Below are 20,698 nucleotides of genomic sequence, written 5' to 3'. Positions count from 1 at the left end.
TTTAATTTACCGCCGGCGGCACAGGACCCATTGCCATGCTGAGCAGGCGGCCGTCTGGCCGGGATTGACGGAAGCGCTCCAGAATGGCGTCGGTGTGTGCCCGAAAACGCGGCATCTCGGCCTCAGCCAGAGTGACTGCCTGTGGCAATTGATCCACGATTGTTCGAGGGTCTTTATGAACACCAGCCACCAGAAACTCATAATGCAGGTGTGGGCCGGTAGCGCTGCCAGTGGCGCCTACATAACCGATCACCTGGCCTTGAGTCACTTTGCTGCCTTTGCGGATGCCTTTGGCATAGCTATTCAGGTGGGCGTATTTGGTTTCATAAGAGCCGCGATGCTGGATGACTACCAGGTTACCAAAAGAGCCGTTGCGAGCCGCCCAGGTGACTGTGCCGTCGGCCGTGGCGCGAACCGGAGTGCCGGTTGGTGCCGCGTAGTCAGTGCCTTTATGGGCGCGGATTGTGTTGAGAATGGGGTGACGACGATTTGGGTTGAAGTTGGAGCTGATGCGAAAAACATCCAGCGGGTTACGCAGAAACGCTTTCTGCATACTTTCCCCGTCCGGGCTGAAAAAACCCGATTCGCCCTCTGCATTTTCATAATGCACGGCAACGTGCTCCCGGCCACGATTGATAAACTGGGCACCTATAATTTCGCCGGGACCAATGTATTCACCATCCAGGTACTTTTCCTGATAGATAATGCTGAACTGGTCTCCCTGGCGCGGGTCGAGCAGAAAATCAATCACGCCACCAAAAATGTCTGCCATATCCATGATGATGTTGGCAGGAATATCAGCACGCTGCGCCGCCATAAACAGACTGTCGGCAATCTCACCCTGCTTGATGACTTCTAAAATCTCTGGTGTGCGCTGAATTGGTTCAACTTCAAAGCGGGTGTCGTGACGCGTGAACACAAAACCTTCCAGCGGTGATGTAAGGACCTGAAGCTTATTCAGCTGGCCTTCTTCGGGCATAAAAAAGCCAAGCTGGTAGCCAGGGTGGAGTCTGTTCAGCACACTGGAGCTGTCGCTGCTGCTGACGACTCGGTGTAGCTCCTGGGCTGACAGGCCTACTTTAGTGAAGATCGATGAAAGTGTGTCGCCTGGCGCGACCGTCAACTCGGTCCAGCCGTAGTTTTCCGGTAATTGGGGTCCGACTGGTAGAGATTCCCGTGTGCCATCCGGAACCGCCGGGGTGGGGACAGGTTGTGCAGTTGCTGCGCTCAATTCTTCTGAAACGGATTGCTGATAGAGTCGATCACCATGCGCTGACTCATCGGGCAGCAATACCGTGACAGCGATGAGGATCAGGGCCAGGCCACCGGCAAGGAATAAGTGATTGCGTGGAAAATGTTTACGAATGGCGCGTTGTGCCTGAACAATCTGTTCCATGGGGTTGTTATTGTCTCGAAAACGAACTTTTGGCTAATAAAATCAAACCCCAATTCTTAAGAGTTTTGTGGACGAGGTCAAGTCTTATTCCGGCTCTTGGTGTAGAATTGCCGACTTAGCTTAATACCGTCATTATGGAATTGCCTCTATGTCACTTAATAACGTGAATATTGTCGCTGATCTGGAAGCGCGCGGGCTGATTGCCCAGACTACCTCGGGGGACGAGCTGGCCTCGCACCTGGCCGAAGGCAGCCGGACTTTGTACAGCGGTTTTGATCCGACTGCGGATAGTCTGCATATCGGTCATCTGGTTCCATTGCTGGTGCTGCGCAGGTTCCAGCTGGCCGGACACAAACCAGTGGCTTTAGTGGGAGGCGCAACCGGTATGATTGGTGATCCCAGTTTCAAGGCGGCCGAGCGTCAACTTAACTCAGTGGAGGTAATTGCCGGCTGGGTGGACAGCCTCAAGGGCCAGCTATCTCAGTTTCTGGATTTTGACTGCGGACCTTCATCGGCTGTTGTGGTTAACAACCTGGACTGGACCAAAGAGCTCAGCGTGCTGGATTTTTTGCGAGGTATTGGCAAGCATTTCTCCGTAAATGCCATGATTCAGAAGGAGTCTGTCAAACAGCGCATTGAGCGGGAAGGTTCAGGCATATCTTTCACCGAATTCAGTTATATGATTCTGCAGTCATACGATTTTGCTGAGCTCTATCACCGGCATGGCTGCACTTTGCAGGTTGGCGGCAGTGATCAGTGGGGCAATATTACCGGTGGCATCGATCTGACCCGTCGTTTGTATCAAGGCCATGTCTACGGCCTGACTGTGCCTTTGGTGACCAAGGCGGACGGGCAAAAATTTGGCAAAACTGAGACCGGAACTGTCTGGCTGAATCCAGATAAAACATCCCCTTATGCTTTTTACCAGTTCTGGATGAATGCGGCTGATGCGGATGTGTACAAATTTTTGCGTTATTTCACATTCCTGTCTCCGGTGGAGATCGAGGAAATAGAGCGCGCTGATGCAAAGGCCACGGGTCGGCCGCAGGCGCAGGGAATATTGGCACGCGAGGTGACCGGGCTGGTGCATGGTGCTGAAGGATTGCAGGCAGCAGAGAGAATCAGTGCTGCATTATTTTCTGGCGATCTGTCGGACCTGACCCAGGCTGATTTTGAACAGTTGCGCCTTGATGGTTTGCCTGCCACCGATGTTAGCGAGCAGGCAGTGACATTAGTTGATGCGCTGGTAAGCACAGGCTTGGCGAGCTCTAACAGGGCGGCTCGCGAATTTGTGTCTGCTAACGCGGTTGCTGTCAACGGGAACAAGCTTACTGATCTTGACGCCCGGCTCACGTCTCAGCAGGCCTTGTTTGGTCGCTACATGATTCTTAAGCGCGGCAAAAAGCTTTTCCATTTGCTGCGCTTTAATGAAGCGTGATCGACGGGCCAGATAAAAATGACGAAGTTGTCATAAAAAGCTTGCAGCAAAAAATGTCTATGGCATAATGCGCGCCCCTGACAGCTGAAGGGTCACTTTCAGGTTGGGGCAGCAAGAGAACTGATCGACAAATTGTTTGAAAAAGCTCTTGCCAGAATGATTCAAACGCGTATAATACGCGGCCTCTTAGCCACGAAGGCTGATGAGGAAAGGTTCTTTAAAAGACAGAGATTAAGTAATAGAGGTGGGTGCTTGCCGGGGTGTTTTTGCGACATTTCGCAAAGATATCAAAGGTAAGCAACTGCGTTAATTTACTGAGTAAATTATTTAAGTCTTATAGACAGTAGTTGTGACTTTGAGCGTGATTTGGCTGGGGAGTTATTCGGTTAGGTAGTACGGATAATGTAACTGGCACAAAACTTAAACTGAAGAGTTTGATCATGGCTCAGATTGAACGCTGGCGGCAGGCTTAACACATGCAAGTCGAGCGGTAACAGGGGTAGCTTGCTACCCGCTGACGAGCGGCGAACGGGTGAGTAACGCGTAGGAATCTGCCTGATAGAGGGGGATAGCCCGGGGAAACCCGGATTAATACCGCATACGCCCTACGGGGGAAAGCAGGGGATCTTCGGACCTTGCGCTATCAGATGAGCCTGCGTCGGATTAGCTAGTTGGTGGGGTAAAGGCCTACCAAGGCGACGATCCGTAGCTGGTCTGAGAGGATGATCAGCCACACCGGAACTGAGACACGGTCCGGACTCCTACGGGAGGCAGCAGTGGGGAATATTGGACAATGGGGGCAACCCTGATCCAGCCATGCCGCGTGTGTGAAGAAGGCCTTCGGGTTGTAAAGCACTTTAAGCAGGGAGGAAAGGGCAACGGTTAATACCCGTTGCAGTTGACGTTACCTGCAGAATAAGCACCGGCTAACTTCGTGCCAGCAGCCGCGGTAATACGAAGGGTGCAAGCGTTAATCGGAATTACTGGGCGTAAAGCGCGCGTAGGCGGTTTGGTAAGTGTGATGTGAAAGCCCAGGGCTCAACCTTGGAACTGCATCACATACTGTCAGGCTAGAGTACGGGAGAGGGGGGTAGAATTCCACGTGTAGCGGTGAAATGCGTAGAGATGTGGAGGAATACCGGTGGCGAAGGCGGCCCCCTGGATCGATACTGACGCTGAGGTGCGAAAGCGTGGGGAGCAAACAGGATTAGATACCCTGGTAGTCCACGCCGTAAACGATGTCAACTAGCCGTTGGGAGCGTAATGCTCTGAGTGGCGCAGCTAACGCACTAAGTTGACCGCCTGGGGAGTACGGTCGCAAGATTAAAACTCAAATGAATTGACGGGGGCCCGCACAAGCGGTGGAGCATGTGGTTTAATTCGACGCAACGCGAAGAACCTTACCTGGTCTTGACATCCAGAGAACTTTCCAGAGATGGATTGGTGCCTTCGGGAACTCTGAGACAGGTGCTGCATGGCTGTCGTCAGCTCGTGTCGTGAGATGTTGGGTTAAGTCCCGTAACGAGCGCAACCCTTGTCCTTATTTGCCATCATTTAGTTGGGCACTCTAAGGAGACTGCCGGTGACAAACCGGAGGAAGGTGGGGACGACGTCAAGTCATCATGGCCCTTACGACCAGGGCTACACACGTGCTACAATGGGGCGTACAAAGGGTTGCCAAGCCGCGAGGTGGAGCTAATCCCATAAAACGTCTCGTAGTCCGGATTGGAGTCTGCAACTCGACTCCATGAAGTCGGAATCGCTAGTAATCGTAAATCAGAATGTTACGGTGAATACGTTCCCGGGCCTTGTACACACCGCCCGTCACACCATGGGAGTGGGTTGCAAAAGAAGTGGGTAGTCTAACTTCGGAGGACGCTCACCACTTTGTGATTCATGACTGGGGTGAAGTCGTAACAAGGTAGCCGTAGGGGAACCTGCGGCTGGATCACCTCCTTAAACAGAAAGCGCAAAGCATCTCGGACAAGTGTCCACCTCTATTACTTAATCCTGTGTTTTAAAGACATATTGGGGCTGTAGCTCAGCTGGGAGAGCGCCTGCCTTGCACGCAGGAGGTCAGCGGTTCGATCCCGCTCAGCTCCACCAATACGTTCTTTAACAATCGATGAATGAAGACACAGCTTGTTAGTGTTTTTTGTGCTGTTTGTCACGGAGACGATCTGTGATGGGCATTTAAGTGCAAGAGATAACTGATGAGATGTGTATGCTGAATAAATTTATACAAGCGCAAAATCTGTACGATGATCGAAGGCGAGTTTGGTTGTGTAATGTTGGGCTTTTAAAAGAGTCTGAGGTTATATGGTCAAGCAATTAAGCGTACGTGGTGGATGCCTTGGCAGCCAGAGGCGATGAAGGACGTGGTAGGCAGCGAAATGCTTCGGGGAGCCGTCAAACAGGCTTTGATCCGGAGATGTCCGAATGGGGAAACCCGGCCCACTTGTGGGTCATCCTTAACTGAATCCATAGGTTAAGGAAGCGAACGCGGGGAACTGAAACATCTAAGTACCTGCAGGAAAAGAAATCAATTGAGATTCCCTAAGTAGCGGTGAGCGAACGGGGAAAAGCCCTTAAGCAGTTTTAGTGTTAGTGGAACGGTCTGGAAAGTCCGGCGACAGTGGGTGATAGCCCCGTACACGAAAGCACTGGGATTGTGAAAACGAGTAGGTCGAAACACGTGTAATTTTGACTGAAGATGGGGGGACCATCCTCCAAGGCTAAATACTCCTGGCTGACCGATAGTGAACTAGTACCGTGAGGGAAAGGCGAAAAGAACCCCGGAGAGGGGAGTGAAATAGACCCTGAAACCGCGTACGTACAAGCAGTCGGAGCAGGCATTGTGTCCTGTGACGGCGTACCTTTTGTATAATGGGTCAGCGAGTTAATGTCAGTAGCAAGGTTAACCGTGTAGGGGAGCCGTAGGGAAACCGAGTCTTAACTGGGCGAATGAGTTGCTGGCATTAGACCCGAAACCGGGCGATCTACCCATGGGCAGGTTGAAGGTGCCGTAACAGGCACTGGAGGACCGAACCGGGATCTGTTGAAAAAGATTCGGATGACCTGTGGGTCGGAGTGAAAGGCTAATCAAGCCCGGAGATAGCTGGTTCTCCTCGAAAGCTATTTAGGTAGCGCCTCGTGGAATTGACTGCTGGGGGTAGAGCACTGTGTCGGCTAGGGGGTCATCCCGACTTACCAACCCGATGCAAACTCCGAATACCAGTAAGTTTTATCACGGGAGACAGACGGCGGGTGCTAACGTCCGTCGTCAAGAGGGAAACAACCCAGACCGCCAGCTAAGGTCCCAAATATCAGTTAAGTGGGAAACGATGTGGGAAGGCTCAGACAGCTAGGAGGTTGGCTTAGAAGCAGCCATCCTTTAAAGAAAGCGTAATAGCTCACTAGTCGAGTCGGCCTGCGCGGAAGATATAACGGGGCTCAAACTGATAACCGAAGCTGCGGATACGTGTTTACACGTATGGTAGAGGAGCGTTGTGTAGGCCGTTGAAGGTGAATCGAGAGGTTTGCTGGAGGTATCACAAGTGCGAATGCTGACATGAGTAACGATAAGGGGGGTGAAAAACCTCCCCGCCGGAAGATCAAGGTTTCCTGTCCAACGTTAATCGGGACAGGGTGAGTCGGCCCCTAAGGCGAGAGCGAGAGCTGTAGTCGATGGGAAATCGGTTAAAATTCCGATACCGGCTGTTACTGCGATGGAGTGACGGAGAAGGCTAGGCCAGCGCGGCGTTGGTTGTCCGCGTTTAAGGTAGTAGGCTGAGGGTTTAGGTAAATCCGGACCCTTAAGGCTGAGAGCTGATGACGATCCTGTTTTTAAACGGGAGAAGTGGTTGATGCCCTGCTTCCAGGAAAAACTTCTAAGCTTCAGGTAACAGACGACCGTACTGTAAACCGACACAGGTGATCAGGTAGAGAATACCAAGGCGCTTGAGAGAACTTGGGTGAAGGAACTAGGCAAAATGGTACCGTAACTTCGGGAGAAGGTACGCTCCTTTTGGTGAACTATTTACTAGGTAAGCTGAGAGGAGTCGAAGTGACCAGGTGGCTGCAACTGTTTATTAAAAACACAGCACTGTGCAAACACGTAAGTGGACGTATACGGTGTGACGCCTGCCCGGTGCCGGAAGGTTAATTGATGGGGTTAGCGTAAGCGAAGCTCTTGATCGAAGCCCCGGTAAACGGCGGCCGTAACTATAACGGTCCTAAGGTAGCGAAATTCCTTGTCGGGTAAGTTCCGACCTGCACGAATGGCGTAATGATGGCCACGCTGTCTCCACCCAAGACTCAGTGAAATTGAAATCGCTGTTAAGATGCAGTGTACCCGCGGCTAGACGGAAAGACCCCGTGAACCTTTACTATAGCTTCACACTGGACTTTGACACTATCTGTGTAGGATAGGTGGGAGACTTTGAAGCAGGTGCGCCAGCACTTGTGGAGTCATCCTTGAAATACCACCCTGGTATTGTTGAGGTTCTAACTCAGTGCCTGAAACGGGCACGAGGACCGTGTGTGGTGGGTAGTTTGACTGGGGCGGTCTCCTCCCAAAGTGTAACGGAGGAGCACGAAGGTACCCTAAGAGCGGTCGGAAATCGCTCGTTTAGTGTAATGGCATAAGGGTGCTTGACTGCGAGAGCGACGGCTCGAGCAGGTACGAAAGTAGGTCATAGTGATCCGGTGGTTCTGAATGGAAGGGCCATCGCTCAACGGATAAAAGGTACTCCGGGGATAACAGGCTGATACCGCCCAAGAGTTCACATCGACGGCGGTGTTTGGCACCTCGATGTCGGCTCATCACATCCTGGGGCTGAAGCCGGTCCCAAGGGTATGGCTGTTCGCCATTTAAAGTGGTACGCGAGCTGGGTTTAGAACGTCGTGAGACAGTTCGGTCCCTATCTGCCGTGGGCGTTGGAGATTTGAGAGGAGCTGCTCCTAGTACGAGAGGACCGGAGTGGACGAACCTCTGGTGTTCGGGTTGTCACGCCAGTGGCATTGCCCGGTAGCTATGTTCGGACAGGATAACCGCTGAAAGCATCTAAGCGGGAAGCCTCCCTCAAGACGAGATCTCCCTGGGGCCTTGAGCCCCCTGAAGTGCCGTTCGAGACCAGGACGTTGATAGGCTGGGTGTGTAAGCGTTGTGAGGCGTTGAGCTAACCAGTACTAATTGCACGTGAGGCTTGACCATATAATCGCAGGTTTTTTTAAAGCGACAATTATATGAGACGAACTTGCATGTTCGAATCAGCGTATGGATAACGTGGTTTGTATAGATTTTAGAAAGACAAAGACAGCATACGATCTTCATTCAGTCGATTGTCAAAGGGTAAGCGGTGGTGTGTTCAAATGGACACAGCCATCCACGGTTTGCCTGACGACCATAGCGAGTGTGAACCACCTGATCCCATCTCGAACTCAGAAGTGAAACTGCTCAGCGCCGATGGTAGTGTGGGGCCTCCCCATGTGAGAGTAGGACATCGTCAGGCATTAAAATCAAAAAGGGCTATCCCGTATGGGGTAGCCCTTTTTTTTATGCCCGGGATTCTGGGCGGGGAAGTCAGCGAAGGACAACGTTTACATCGCCCACACCAACATCAACACGAATGTCGTCACTGCCATCGCCTTGTGCGGAACTCTCGCTGCTGACCAGAGCGCGACGGCTGTCGGTCTTGTTTTTGGCACTGATATAGGTGTCTCCGACTCCTGCGGCCAATTCAACATGACCCGTATTGGCGTTGTCTGTTTCAATGTCAACGCTGCCAACGCCCACGTCGATATTGAACTCGCTCCTGATATCAGTAATTTCTATAACCCCGACACCAAGATCGATGCTGGTATAGTCAAGATCCGGCATTTTTATGAGCCAATGAGCGCTGACATCCTTCTCGTCAAATCTCAGCCTTAATTCATCCCCGCGCACTCTGTCGACTATTTGCATAGCTGATAGATCGGGGTCGCGTCGGAACCAACCCATTCGTGTATTCGGCTTGATTGTGAGTTCAACAGTGATCGTGTCGTTGTCACTGGGTTCGATAATGATCTCGCCGACACTTGATTCAATGCTCAACTCCTTCAGATCCCTGGCCGAGTATTCATAGTGCTGAATTTCATCGGCGCAGGCCAGACTTATGGAAGCTGCCAGAAGGACAAAAGTGGCAAGAGTTCTTGGGATGATCATGTTGCTGCTCCATGCTGATTAGTTTGTGAATATTGCTTGTTACGAGACTTGATAGGGTAGCAGCAATTAGCATGCCATTTTTATAATTATATAAAATACAATGGGTTATATGCTCTTGCATGTCTCTTCATTGAATTTGGCGCTAATAATTAATCAATTTAGCTAACAAGTATAGTGATCGGAGTACGTTCGTAAGTTTTGGAATATGACTTTCGGGGTATTGCTTTTGCTGAAAAACGAATGTATTCATGAAAGGTCTTATAAGCAAACTGGCAGGGTACCCTGTGGTGATCTACCTGTCCTAATTTCTCAAAAGTAATACTGTAGGAGAATTACAATGACTGACCTCAGTAGACTGCTGCGCCGCTCGATAGTGGCCATTAGTGCCGGAGCGGTAATATCGCTGGCAGCAGGGAGTGCATTGGCGCAGGACCGAGTCGGTGACTTTGCCTTGCTGGACCAGGATGGCACCTATCACAACATGAGTTGGTACGATAACAACAAGGCCATTGCACTGTTTACACAGGTCAATGGTGACGCAACGAGCCTGGCATCTATTGCACAGATTGAAAAGTTGCGTGCTCAATACGAAGAGCAGGGCATTGTCTTTATGATGCTGAATCCATTGGGCCAGTCGCGTGAGTCTGTTAAGGCGTCTCTTGGCGATGATTTGACCGTTCCAGTTTTGATTGATGACGCCCAGATTGTTGCCGAGGCGTTGAATATTCAAAAGTCAGGCGAAGTCATCCTTTATAACCCCTCCAGCTTTCGTGTCATGTATCGCGGGCCGGCGGGTGATGCGCTTAACGAGGCAATGTCCGCGGTAGTCGCTGGTGGCCTGGATGCTCCAGTAGAGCTTGCGGTTAATGGTTCACAGATTGAATACCCTGCCAGAGACAGCAATATGACGGCCGGGGTTTCTTACAGCAAAGATGTCGCCCCGGTTTTGATACAGCATTGTGCCGATTGTCACCGCGATGGTGGTATTGCACCGTTTGCCCTTGATAGTCACGCTATGGCTCAGGGCTGGTCGCCAATGATTCGTGAAGTACTGATGACCAAACGTATGCCCCCGGCTCAGGTTGATCCGCACATTGGCGAATTCTCCAATAGCTATAATGTTCCCTTCGAGGATCAGCAGAAAATTCTGCACTGGATTGCTCAGGGCGCGCCGCGAGATGGTGAGCAAGACCCGTTGGCCATGATTGAGTGGCCGGAAACCGAATGGGCATTTGGTGAGCCGGATCTGATTATTGATCTTCCACCCCAGGAAATTCCCGCAACAGGCGTGCTGGACTACATCAATGTTGTTGTACCCATACAAGGTCTGACCGAGGACCGTTGGCTGAAAGCCAGTCAGTATATCCCCAGTGATCGCACTGTACTGCATCACACCCTGAATGCGTTGATCGAGCCAGGACAGCGTCCGAAGCCGGGTCTCATAGGCTCTTTTACGCATCCAGACCAGCCTTATATCACTCCATATATTCCAGGAGCCGAGCCTTATATTGAGGACCCGGATACTGGTGGTTTGCTGAAAGCGGGAACCACGCTAGCGCTTAATATGCACTATACAACTAACGGTCGGGCTTCAGTTGATCAGGGGCGCATCGGTCTTTGGTTTTATGGTGAAGATGAGATACCCACACAGCGTAAGCTGGGCGAGTGCGCATGTATCTTCGCTAACGACTGGACGGACATACCGCCCCATGACCCGAACTTTGCTCAGGTGAAAAGCGTCAAGGTTGGCTACGATGCCTACCTGACAGGTTTCCACCCGCATATGCACTTCCGGGGTAAGAGCATGGTATTCGAAGCGCATTACCCTGACGGTCGTGTTGAGCAATTGCTGAACATCGCCCGTTATAACTATGACTGGCAGGTTGAGTACAAACTGGTTGAGCCCAAGTTTGTTCCGGCAGGCACAGAAATAGTGGTGACCGGCGTATTCGACAACTCCGAACAGAACAAGGCGAACCCCGATCCGGACCGTCTGGTCCCCTGGGGAGAGCAAAGCTGGGATGAGATGTTCTTTGGTCAGGTTTACTGGAAGGCGGCTGACCCATCAGTACTTGATCAATTGAGGGAGCGCTTTGAGGCCCGCAGCGCAGGATTTGCTGCTAACTGATCCATATAAGCGGAACGAAAAAAGGCTGGTTGTTAAACCAGCCTTTTTTTTACCTTGCAGTCTGGAGTTTGATGCCCCGGTTGGGCATCAATCCACCAAAGACCTATTGCCGGACATAACGCTTGATGCCGCCAACAGGGCCAACTTCGGCGCCATAGATCACGCCATTGCGATCAACAGTGACACCCTCGGCAGTACAAGTACCGCGGCAGTCGGGCTGTGGATCAGGTATCAGGTACTGAACTTCGCCTGTGCGGGCGCTGCCGATTCGGATACCGCGGGTCCAGTGCCCCCACTGCGGCGCAACTGAGCCTGACTCGGAATCGGCCGCATATAAAGTATCGTTGGCATCAATGAACAGGCCGCTGATACGGCTGAATTGGTACCAGGTGTCCAATAACTGGCCATCCTGTGTATAGATCTGGATGCGATTGTTGCTGCGGTCGGCGATAAAGAGGCGACCCTGTGAATCCATCGCCAGAGCGTGCGGCTGCATAAAGTTATCCGGGCCGGTACCGTATGAACCCCAGGTCTGAACCAGATTTCCGGCCGGGCTGAACTTCAGAATCCGGGCTGTTGATCCCTCGGCATTGGAGTGCCCTTCGGCGACAAAGATATGCCCGTCCGGAGCGACCAGTACATCATTGGGCTGGAACAGATAGTTTGGATCACGCCCACCGCCAGGCATGCCCAGAGTCATAAGGTGACGGCCTTCCGGGCTGAATTTGTGCACCTGATGGCCGTAAACCTGATTTTCAGCAACACCATCGCCACGATTATCCCGGGCGTCGGTTACCCAGACATTGCCCTGCGGATCAACTTCTATGCCGTGCGGCCAGGTGATCATACCGGCTCCGAAGCTGGCGACCATATTGCCATTCTGATCAAATTTCATGATTGGATCCAGATTGGCATTCTGCACGCAGGCGCCTACGTTGCCTGAGCAGCGCTCAGCAACCCAGACGCTGGTACCGTCGATGTCTATATGCACGGCGCTGGTGGATCCCCACTGACGGCCCGCTGGTAGCTTAAGGTAGCCTTCCACAGTCTGGTAGGGATTGGGCAGGTCATTGGTTGGTTCCATATCGGGGTTACTGTAGTTCTGGGCACAGGCCGCAATGGAAAATGCGCTCAGAGCTGCTGTAAGAGTCAGCATCACCGATTTGAGGGGTTTTCTGTGATTCTTTTGACTAGTGTAAGACATGGGTGGAATGATCTCCCTTCTGTTATCTGTTTTGGGTAGATCAGGATAAACCACCTGCCAGTGTAACTCAATCGATACCGGAGGGCGGGTGCAACAGTTACTCAAGAGACCAGATGCGCTCAGGAGACAGGGGCTTTTGGTAGATCAGACTGGAGTCAAAATTGGTTCGGTCAATGCCGTATACATCATATAAAGCCTCAAATGCTGAGGTGTCCTCCAGTGCCTGAAGGTGTTGCTCCTGAGTGGCAACCTTGGCTGCGTGAACAAGCCCGGCATCCCGGGTGCCACTGATCAGGACAAACTGGTTACCGCTGCTTCCGGGCCAGCTAGCCAGCAAAGCCAGATCCCGAAATGGCTGACCCTGCTCGGGTAATCCCGCGTTGCTGCGATATAGTGTGCCTGTGTTCTTTTCGTATAACTCATCGAAAGTGCTGCCCGGCAATAAACCCGAAGCATTAAAAAAAAGGTTGTTCAGCTTGTCCATGGCGCTGATATAGCCGATGTAGACGATGTGATTATTGCGCAGGTCTGAGGTTGTGACTCTGGACATCATCTTCAGGTGTATCGGTTTATTCATTTCCCTTATCAGCGGCGCAACGTCCATAAGCGCGTTGGCGCTGCCTTCAGGCATGTAGGTCATGTCCAGGTCACGAAAATAATTCTGCAAGTCGCTGTCCTGCATAAACAATGTCATCAGGTCATCTCTTGAGTTGATAAAGAAGTCTCTCACCATGCGAGCAATGCGACCTTCTTCATCAAGCTCGCCAAATATATAGTAGTCTCCCATCACCACCATTATCGGTAGCTCGTCGTCCTGCATTGCCTGCCATGGAGATTGCGCAATCAGTTGCTGCAGATTCCCATTATGTGTCTGAGACGGCCAGAACCATTGCCAGAGATTGCCTGAAGCAAGAACAACGGCCAGCAGAATCCAGGGAAGTCGGCTACGCAGTATAGGATTGCCACGTCCCGTGATCGGCACCTCAGAGGATGCTGTCTGGGTTACGGAAGGTTCGCGCAGCGTGATGACATACTGGCCTTTTGGTATTTCAAATCTGATCTGGCTTGTCGCCTCATGCTGCTCATAATATTTTTCCAGCCGCTGCCTTAACTTGTGGATATAGACACGTACCACAGAGTCACGCGCGACATCGAAACTGCTATCCCTGCCCAGGACGTCAACGGCGATGTCAAACTCCTTGGGTTGGTGTCCGGCTCTGGCGCAGTTCAGAAGATAATCCAACAGGCGTGCATAGACAGGCGAGCGACCCAGACAGCCGCTGGCAACGATTGCATCGCGCGCCTGCTGAACTTGCTTGGCGCTGTCATGTATCGAATCGTGCATTGTTGAATATGCCGTGACCTGCGAGCTGTCTATTAAAGCGCTCAATGTGCGTTCTGTCCAATGTTGTACTCTATAGGTCGCAAGCGCGACTCCGGGTCGAAGTATTCATGCTAATCTGCGCTCTTGAATACGACAGAGTGTTGGGGTGGATTTGGCAGCGGAGCTGAGCTATTCTTCGCCGCACTCAGGTCAATCGTCAGGCAGGAAACCCGGCCTGGCTTGACCAGGCTCAATATATGCGTCACCGCTCTGGCACTATACTGCGACCATTGTTGGTAGAAGTGCGTTTGCGGCTTGGTTTATATCGGGCGACTTAAGGCATACTTATGCCACAAGGATACGACTGGGGGAGGTCATCATAGTGATAAACGAGTTGCTGTTTCAGTTCGCCGAATGGCTCTACGCGACGGAATGGAGTCGCGCGATAGAAGAGTCATTTTATTTATATAACTGGATAGAGACGACACACGTCCTGACCGTTATGTTGAGTCTGGGTATGCTGGTGTTCATCGATCTGCGTATGCTGGGGTGGGTCATGCCGACTGTGTCGGCGGTGAAACTTGCCGAGCGACTCAATATTGCGATGATGATCGGCTTCATCATTATGTTTGTGACAGGGCTGCTCCTGTTTTATGCCAAGCCGACGTATACCATCCAGAGTATCTGGTTCAGGATCAAAATGGTTCTTTTGTTGGGGGCATTCATTAATGCGGTAGTTTTCCACAAACGCATGATGGCATCGGCAGGGACCTGGGATACAGAGCCGAAGGCGCCTCGCCATCTGCAGATTGGTGCTGCGTTGTCGCTTGGCTTGTGGGCAGGCGTGGTGACTACTGGCCGTTTGATCGCGTATGACTGGTATCACTGCTATCGCGATCTGCCAGCATTCCTGAGCTGGGCAGCCGGTTGCGTGGCAGATTGAGAATTCTGAACAAATAGGCAGTTGTTAATCAAAAATTACCCGGTGCCGGCGGAGTCCGTCGGCCCAATGGAAAAACAGGAGTTCCCTGATGGAGCTGTTACCTTTATCTTTCTTTGAATGGGCTGAGACCTCTTTTCTGGGGTATATCGGCAAGACTTATGGCGGCATTTACGCCACATTCGGCCAATCGCTGCATCTGATCTCACTGGCCGTGCTGGGCGGGTCTGTATTGGTCAGTGATCTTCGCCTGCTCAATGTGATTCTTAAAGATGTACCGTCTGAAGTTGTGGCTGATCAGGCGCATAAATGGTTTCGAATGGCGTTGATCGCGATTATGGTGACGGGCGTTTTCATGGCGGCGGCTATTGCAGTAAAACTTTATTATAACGCCGCATTCTGGGCCAAAATGTACGCACTCATTGCGGGTATATTGTTTGTATTTTTTGTGCGGCGACCGTTACTGCAGGGGAATCATTCAGAGATTAAACCCTGGGTGCTGAAGATGGTGGCGGTATCGTCAATACTGGTCTGGGTCAGTGTTGCGGCTACTGGTCGCTGGATTGGTTTTTCATAATTCGCGGAGCGTGTGGAATGAGTGAATCTAGAGAGTTAAGTAAAAGAGAAAAGATTGCTGTTGCCAGCTCTGCCGTCATTATTGGTGCCGGGATAATCTACTGGTCTTTTCAGGTAATGAACGTTATCGAGCTGCTGAGACTGGCTTACGGATGAGTTCGGCAAACTTCGTGTCCGGGGCAAACTGATGTTGTTTCAGGTTTTGCCCCGGAAGAAAGTGAGTCCTCAGAATATCCCGAGTTCCATCAAGAAGTAATCATCCATAAATAGCTCCGAAACCAGGCGGTCGAGGCCTTTGCTCAAGGCTTCATTAATGTCTTTGCTGTCTGTTTGAGTGCGACTGAAAACTACGCTTTGCCAGGCATTTCTGCCCTGGTTATTGAGGCTGAGTTCACAGCGAATCAGTACTTCCAGTCCGTCGCCATTGTCAGCAATCTGCATTTCCAGAAGATTGCCTCGCAACTGAAGAGCACTGTCGTCTGCCAGGTTGGCGTCAGACGACTGCAATGCCTGATAAAATGTATCCTTCACCAGCGCAGCAGGTGCGCGGTCGGGCAGTGAAATCGACGCATTATCGTTGTGTTCGATGGAGTGCTTGTCAGTCACGGAGCGTCCGTCAGAAAATTCAGCAACACTCAAAGGGCCGCCAATCATGGATGCCAGGCTGACGCCGGTATCGCCCTGATACTTGTAATTGATGCTGATTTCTTCACCGTAAGCAGGAAGGCTTGTCGCCAGCAAACCGGCGATAGCCAGCGAGCAGATATATCTGAAAGTCACGTTGTGGTACCTCTTCTGTTTTCGTTTTCTTAATTTAAACAATTGGTCGACAAATAAAAAGGGCTGTGACATTTAATGCCACAGCCCTCTTTTTGCCTTTTGACTGATCTGGCAGGAATTACATGCGATCAGCTGGCCAAGGTACACCCTGGTGACCAGCTGGCATTGTCTTCATGCCCTGATAAACAAACTTCTGGATTCGCTTACCTTCATAGGTCTCAGTAGTGTATATGTTGTTGCGAGAGTCGGTTGCTATGCTGTGAGGTGCATAGAACTGACCGGGCTGGCGACCGCCGCCCCCGAAGCTGACAAGGACTTCCAGAGATTCACGATCCAGTACATAGATCTTGAAGTTCTGGCCATCTGCCAGGTAGATGTATTTCTGCTCAGGATCGTTCGAGAAATCGATGTCCCAGGTAGAACCCTGAGCCAGTGTTTCCGGTGCGATGTACGCTTCTTTTACGTATGTGCCGTCAGTACGGAACACCTGGATCCGGTCTGAACCACGGTCGCAGACATAAACCAGGCCGTCGTTAGATGGAATGGCACAGTGCACGGGGCCGCGGAATTGCTGCGGACGATCACCGGGCTGGTAATCCACGCGGCCATCAACCGGACGGTTGCCATAGGCACCCCAATAACGCTTGAACGCGCCAGTATTCAGGTCAAGAACGGCAACACGCTTGTGTCGGTAACCATCAGCCAGGAATACTTCATTGTTATCGCCGTCAATCTCGATTTCGGCAACCTGTCCGAAGAATGTAGTGCTGTTGCTGTCCGGTTCACTGCCGGGGATGCCGTATTCGGCCACAAATTGTCCATCGCCGGTAAACACCAGTACGTGAGCGTCGCCGCCGCCGTTACCGCCGATCCAGACATTGCCGTTCGGAGCCACTGCGATACCGTGGTTGGAGGCTGGCCAGGTGAAGCCGTCGCCAGGACCGCCCCAGGCGTTAACCAGGTTGCCTTGCGGGTCGAATTCGAGAATTGGCGGAGCTGCGGTACAACATTCACTCACACCCATGGTAAGGCCAATTTCGGTCGCGCCACCAAACATGGAATCCTGGTCGCGGTGTACCATGAATACGTGATCGCGCTCGTCGACTTCAACGCCGATGGCGCGGCCTATAATCCACTGATTTGGCAGTGGTTTTGGCCAGAACGGATCTACTTCGAAGCTCGGAGCCGTTACCATGGAGCCAGATTGTGCAACAGCCGGTTCTTTCAGTATTGATTGCCCCGCGCTGAATGCAGCAATGGCCAGTGTCAGGCTTGCGCCGACTGCCAGTTTCATTTTTGTTGTCATTATAATCCCTCCGGGTATTTATTATTTCCGAGCATATTGATCATATGTACCGAAAGTATACTCAGTTCTCGATGCCCAGTATACTCACGAGTTCAAAAAAGGACCCGATGTCAGATGTCAGGCTGAGGTAGATATGAAAAATAACAAGATCAGGCGGGCTCTAGCGGCCTCCAACAGAGTGAAAGCACGGATAATGTGCTGGTTTTTTCTGCTGATGGCTGGGGCAGGGATGTGGAATGCGCCTGTATACGCCGACGAGATTCCCAGCCGCGTGGCAGTTCAGGCTTTTGTGCAGGCTGAAGACGGACGTCTTAATCTGCTGATGCGGGTTCCAATGGATGCGCTGCTTGAAGCGCAATTTCCACTTCGTGGTGAGATCGGCTATGTCATCTTCTCGCAGGCGCGCGGCGCTATGGAAGATGCGGCATACAACCAGTTGCTGCAGGCAGTTCAGGTCTTTGAGGGTGACCGTCTGCTGGGGAGCCCGAGACTGGACGCGGTGCGGATAGCGCTGCCATCCAACAGAGGATTCGTGGATTTCGCGAGTGCCCGCACGACGGTTAATTCCCCAGCGCTGGACGACTCGGTTGATCTGTATTTCCGTCAGGGTTTTCTGGATGTACTTGCATCCTATGAAATCGAGTCAGAAGATGCCCGCTTCTCGATTGATGCCCGTCTGGGCGGCCTGGGGCTGGAGACGACCACCGTTTTACGTTACGTGCTGAGTGATGGCAGCGAGCGGACATTCAGCTATATCGGTAATCCCGGACGAGTCTATCTGGATCCGCGCTGGTATCAGGCGGTATTCAATTTTGTGACGCTGGGGTTTGATCATATTCTGGAGGGCACAGACCACCTGTTGTTCCTGCTTTGTCTGCTGATCCCTCTTCGTCGTATCCGTGCTTTGATTCCTGTTGTGACCTCTTTCACTATTGCGCACTCGGTAACCTTGATTGCGTCAGCATTGGGCTGGGTGCCCTCGGCAATCTGGTTTCCGTCGCTGATCGAGACCTTGATTGCCTTATCGATTGTTTACATGGCGCTGGAGAATATTGTTGGCGTGAAGCAGGAACATCGCTGGAAGATGACCTTTGGGTTCGGTTTGGTCCATGGTTTTGGCTTCTCGTTCCTGCTTACAGAGAGTATGCAGTTTGCAGGTTCGCACCTGGTGTCATCTCTGCTGGCCTTTAACGTCGGTGTCGAGTTGGGGCAGATATTGGTCCTGCTGATTGCCGTGCCCGTGATTCACCTGGTGTTCAAGTACATGTTACCGGAAAGAACAGGTGTCATCCTGTTGTCGGCTATTGTCGCGCATTGGGCGTGGCACTGGATGGAAGATCGGTTTGCTGGCCTGATGGCCTATCAGATCAATATGCCGGCCATTGACCGATATTTCTTTGCCGGTCTGCTTCAGTGGTTTGCATTGCTGGCACTCTCTGCGGCGCTGTTATGGTTGCTGCAGGGTCTTTTCACACGATTTGTAACACAAGACCGTGTTGTCTAGTTTGGCGGTTAATTGATATGATTCGGCGCTGCCTGAGCGCCGGCAGATCAAAAATTCTGATAATAATAATCGGGAGTATGCAGTATGAGCGGGATTGGAATTGTAATTTTCGGGGTGGCGGGGCTGCTGTTTGGGTGGTTCGTTTACTCGAAATTTATCGCAGAAAAAATTTACAGGTTGGATCCTGACTTCCAGACACCTGCTCATGAACTTAATGACGGGATCGACTACGTACCGACAAACAAGTACGTTTTGTGGGGGCACCACTTTACCTCGGTTGCTGGCGCGGCGCCTATTGTGGGTCCGGCGATTGCGGTCTATTGGGGATGGGTTCCGGCGGTGCTCTGGGTTACTTTCGGTACTATATTCTTCGCTGGTGTCCACGATATGGGGGCGCTTTGGGCGAGTACCCGCAACAAGGGTAAGTCGATTGGTGCGTTGTCAGAAAATGTAATCGGCAAACGCACCCGTTCCTTGTTCCTGATTGTGATCTTCCTGCTTCTGCTGATGGTGAACGCCGTGTTTGGCGTAGTGATTGCCACGGGTTTTGTTGGAACGCCCGGGTCAGTTTTCCCGGCCTGGATGGCGATTGTTGTTGCGCTGATAATTGGTCAGCTGCTGAGACGTAACTACAGCTTGATGATTCTGACGGCCGCAGGCGTAGCTATTCTTTACCTGTCCATCTGGGCTGGTACCTTTATCGAATTATCGTTGCCGGAGACCATGTTTGGTCTGACAGCCAGCGCAAACTGGATCATCATCCTGTTTGTCTACGCGGCAATCGCTTCCATGCTGCCGGTTTGGATGCTTCTGCAGCCGCGAGACTTTATCAATGGTATGCAGTTAATTGTCGGTCTTATTCTGCTCTACGGCGCCGTTTTCCTGTCTATGCCAGAGATGGTGGCTCCTGCATTTAACGGACAGACTGCAGAGGGCACGCCCAGTATGTTCCCGCTGCTGTTTGTGACCATTGCCTGCGGCGCAATTTCGGGCTTCCACGGCATTGTCGCATCGGGTACCAGTTCCAAGCAGCTGGATAAAGAAACAGATGCGCGCTTTGTTGGTTATCTGGGTGCTATAGGTGAGGGTTCGTTGGCGCTGATCACGATTGTGGCTGTCTGTTCGGTGGCTTATGCAGCTAACACCGAGCAATGGCACGCCGTTTATGCCCAGTTCTCGGATGGCGGGGCGCCGGCATTCGTGGCAGGAGGTGCAGCGTTGATTTCTGGCGCCTGGGGTATGTCGGAAGGATTTGCTCAGGTACTGCTGGCAACGATGGTAGCGTTGTTTGCCGGCACTACAATGGACTCCGGGGTTCGCTTGCAGCGATATATCATCCAGGAGTGGGGTGATATCTATGGTATCAAAGTGTTCCGCTCCGGCATGGTGGCTACCTGTGTGGCTGTGCTGGCCTGTTTGCTGCTGGCCTTTGGTGCGGGTGGTTCGTCAGGCGCTGGTGGTATGATCATTTGGCCACTGTTCGGTGCGACTAACCAGATTCTCGCCAGCCTGACCTTGCTGGTAATCACGGTGATGCTGATCAAAATGGGGCGCCCAGCTTACTATACACTGCTGCCGATGATTTTTGTGTTGATCACATCGTTCCTCGCCGGGCTGATCCAGTTGGTTGCTTTCTATGAACAAGGTAACTATTTGCTGGTGGCTCTGGACTTCATTGTGCTGGTAGTCAGTGTGCTGGTTATGCTCGAAGCGGCTTCTGTTGTGAGCAAATTCCGCAAAGAAGGCGCTAAGTCAGCCGACCAGGCCTGATACAGTTCTGATCATGAAAAAAGTCGATCCGGGGTCCCCGGGTCGACTTTTTTTTCGAGCGAGCGTTACAAATAATTGCAATGTGACTCGCCGCATTAAATAATCTGGACCCACGCATTGTCTATAA

13 protein-coding genes, 1 tRNA gene and 3 rRNA genes are annotated in these 20,698 nt (G+C 51.9%); 11 read left to right on the top strand and 6 right to left on the bottom strand.

Going from position 1 to position 20,698, the window contains the following annotated elements; genetic code table 11:
* Position 1 precedes the first annotated feature (1 nt).
* Entirely contained in the window at positions 2 to 1,396 is a 1,395-nt protein-coding gene (locus PS2015_RS12480) for a peptidoglycan DD-metalloendopeptidase family protein (protein WP_058022542.1), read from the bottom strand.
* Between the two features lie 148 nt (positions 1,397 to 1,544).
* On the opposite strand from PS2015_RS12480, the gene tyrS reads away from it, so the two are divergent.
* From tyrS to rrf, 5 genes are all read left to right on the top strand, one after another.
* Entirely contained in the window at positions 1,545 to 2,834 is a 1,290-nt protein-coding gene (gene tyrS, locus PS2015_RS12475; protein WP_058022541.1) for a tyrosine--tRNA ligase, read from the top strand.
* A 422-nt stretch (positions 2,835 to 3,256) separates the two neighbouring features.
* Positions 3,257 to 4,793 (top strand): 16S ribosomal RNA (locus tag PS2015_RS12470).
* Between the two features lie 71 nt (positions 4,794 to 4,864).
* Positions 4,865 to 4,940, top strand: a tRNA-Ala gene (locus tag PS2015_RS12465).
* 215 nt (positions 4,941 to 5,155) lie between these two features.
* Positions 5,156 to 8,049: ribosomal RNA gene (locus tag PS2015_RS12460) — 23S ribosomal RNA — on the top strand.
* Positions 8,050 to 8,231: 182 nt separating this feature from the next.
* Positions 8,232 to 8,347, top strand: a 5S ribosomal RNA gene (gene rrf / locus PS2015_RS12455).
* The 16S, 23S and 5S rRNA genes sit together here with 1 tRNA gene alongside, the layout of an rRNA operon.
* 71 nt (positions 8,348 to 8,418) lie before the next feature.
* Here the strand turns inward: rrf and PS2015_RS12450 are convergent.
* Complete coding sequence (locus PS2015_RS12450; RefSeq protein ID WP_058022540.1) at positions 8,419 to 9,039, bottom strand: hypothetical protein; 621 nt, start codon at positions 9,037 to 9,039, stop codon at positions 8,419 to 8,421.
* Positions 9,040 to 9,376: 337 nt separating this feature from the next.
* Here PS2015_RS12450 and PS2015_RS12445 point away from each other — a divergent pair, with 337 nt between their 5' ends.
* Positions 9,377 to 11,167: a thioredoxin domain-containing protein gene (locus PS2015_RS12445; protein ID WP_058022539.1), complete on the top strand. Its 1,791-nt coding sequence runs from the start codon at positions 9,377 to 9,379 to the stop codon at positions 11,165 to 11,167.
* A gap of 103 nt (positions 11,168 to 11,270) precedes the next feature.
* Here PS2015_RS12445 and PS2015_RS12440 read toward each other — a convergent pair whose 3' ends face one another.
* Together PS2015_RS12440 and PS2015_RS12435 are read right to left on the bottom strand one after the other, a co-directional pair.
* Positions 11,271 to 12,323 (bottom strand): peptidyl-alpha-hydroxyglycine alpha-amidating lyase family protein, encoded by a 1,053-nt coding sequence (locus tag PS2015_RS12440; protein ID WP_058022538.1) that lies wholly within the window; start codon positions 12,321 to 12,323, stop codon positions 11,271 to 11,273.
* A 145-nt stretch (positions 12,324 to 12,468) separates the two neighbouring features.
* Complete coding sequence (locus PS2015_RS12435; RefSeq protein WP_058022537.1) at positions 12,469 to 13,716, bottom strand: hypothetical protein; 1,248 nt, start codon at positions 13,714 to 13,716, stop codon at positions 12,469 to 12,471.
* Positions 13,717 to 14,077: 361 nt separating this feature from the next.
* Between PS2015_RS12435 and PS2015_RS12430 the strand changes: the two genes are divergently transcribed.
* The 3 genes from PS2015_RS12430 to PS2015_RS15640 all read left to right on the top strand — a co-directional run bounded on the left by PS2015_RS12430 (position 14,078) and on the right by PS2015_RS15640 (position 15,367).
* Positions 14,078 to 14,638 carry a hypothetical protein gene (locus PS2015_RS12430; protein WP_156412736.1) on the top strand — a complete coding sequence of 187 codons (561 nt, stop codon included), beginning with the start codon at positions 14,078 to 14,080 and terminating at the stop codon, positions 14,636 to 14,638.
* Between the two features lie 88 nt (positions 14,639 to 14,726).
* Positions 14,727 to 15,212 carry a DUF6644 family protein gene (locus PS2015_RS12425; RefSeq protein WP_058022535.1) on the top strand — a complete coding sequence of 162 codons (486 nt, stop codon included), beginning with the start codon at positions 14,727 to 14,729 and terminating at the stop codon, positions 15,210 to 15,212.
* A 17-nt stretch (positions 15,213 to 15,229) separates the two neighbouring features.
* A complete protein-coding gene (locus PS2015_RS15640; protein WP_156412735.1) occupies positions 15,230 to 15,367 on the top strand; it encodes a hypothetical protein in 138 nt (45 codons plus the stop codon).
* A 69-nt stretch (positions 15,368 to 15,436) separates the two neighbouring features.
* Here PS2015_RS15640 and PS2015_RS12420 read toward each other — a convergent pair whose 3' ends face one another.
* Positions 15,437 to 15,991: a hypothetical protein gene (locus PS2015_RS12420; RefSeq protein WP_058022534.1), complete on the bottom strand. Its 555-nt coding sequence runs from the start codon at positions 15,989 to 15,991 to the stop codon at positions 15,437 to 15,439.
* A 118-nt stretch (positions 15,992 to 16,109) separates the two neighbouring features.
* A complete protein-coding gene (locus PS2015_RS12415) occupies positions 16,110 to 17,297 on the bottom strand; it encodes an NHL repeat-containing protein (RefSeq protein ID WP_058022533.1) in 1,188 nt (395 codons plus the stop codon).
* A 133-nt stretch (positions 17,298 to 17,430) separates the two neighbouring features.
* On the opposite strand from PS2015_RS12415, the gene PS2015_RS12410 reads away from it, so the two are divergent.
* Together PS2015_RS12410 and PS2015_RS12405 are read left to right on the top strand one after the other, a co-directional pair.
* Complete coding sequence (locus PS2015_RS12410; protein WP_058022532.1) at positions 17,431 to 18,801, top strand: HupE/UreJ family protein; 1,371 nt, start codon at positions 17,431 to 17,433, stop codon at positions 18,799 to 18,801.
* 84 nt (positions 18,802 to 18,885) lie between these two features.
* Positions 18,886 to 20,571 (top strand): carbon starvation CstA family protein, encoded by a 1,686-nt coding sequence (locus PS2015_RS12405; RefSeq protein ID WP_058022531.1) that lies wholly within the window; start codon positions 18,886 to 18,888, stop codon positions 20,569 to 20,571.
* The last annotated feature ends 127 nt before the right edge of the window (positions 20,572 to 20,698 follow it).

It is taken from the genome of Pseudohongiella spirulinae (assembly GCF_001444425.1).
Taxonomy (GTDB): Bacteria; Pseudomonadota; Gammaproteobacteria; order Pseudomonadales; family Pseudohongiellaceae; genus Pseudohongiella; species Pseudohongiella spirulinae.
Note: the sequence above shows the minus strand (reverse complement) of the source record. Positions and strands in the feature narration are given on the sequence as shown.

What these genes read in the sequence shown, in the direction of transcription:
- PS2015_RS12445 (WP_058022539.1), top strand. Translation starts at nt 9,377, where the DNA reads ATGACTGACCTCAGTAGACTGCTGCGCCGCTCGATAGTGGCCATTAGT.
- PS2015_RS12480 (WP_058022542.1), bottom strand. Translation starts at nt 1,396, where the DNA reads ATGGAACAGATTGTTCAGGCACAACGCGCCATTCGTAAACATTTTCCA.
- tyrS (WP_058022541.1), top strand. Translation starts at nt 1,545, where the DNA reads ATGTCACTTAATAACGTGAATATTGTCGCTGATCTGGAAGCGCGCGGG.
- PS2015_RS12425 (WP_058022535.1), top strand. Translation starts at nt 14,727, where the DNA reads ATGGAGCTGTTACCTTTATCTTTCTTTGAATGGGCTGAGACCTCTTTT.
- PS2015_RS12405 (WP_058022531.1), top strand. Translation starts at nt 18,886, where the DNA reads ATGAGCGGGATTGGAATTGTAATTTTCGGGGTGGCGGGGCTGCTGTTT.
- PS2015_RS12440 (WP_058022538.1), bottom strand. Translation starts at nt 12,323, where the DNA reads ATGCTGACTCTTACAGCAGCTCTGAGCGCATTTTCCATTGCGGCCTGT.
- PS2015_RS15640 (WP_156412735.1), top strand. Translation starts at nt 15,230, where the DNA reads ATGAGTGAATCTAGAGAGTTAAGTAAAAGAGAAAAGATTGCTGTTGCC.
- PS2015_RS12450 (WP_058022540.1), bottom strand. Translation starts at nt 9,039, where the DNA reads ATGATCATCCCAAGAACTCTTGCCACTTTTGTCCTTCTGGCAGCTTCC.
- PS2015_RS12435 (WP_058022537.1), bottom strand. Translation starts at nt 13,716, where the DNA reads ATGCACGATTCGATACATGACAGCGCCAAGCAAGTTCAGCAGGCGCGC.
- PS2015_RS12410 (WP_058022532.1), top strand. Translation starts at nt 17,431, where the DNA reads ATGAAAAATAACAAGATCAGGCGGGCTCTAGCGGCCTCCAACAGAGTG.
- PS2015_RS12415 (WP_058022533.1), bottom strand. Translation starts at nt 17,297, where the DNA reads ATGACAACAAAAATGAAACTGGCAGTCGGCGCAAGCCTGACACTGGCC.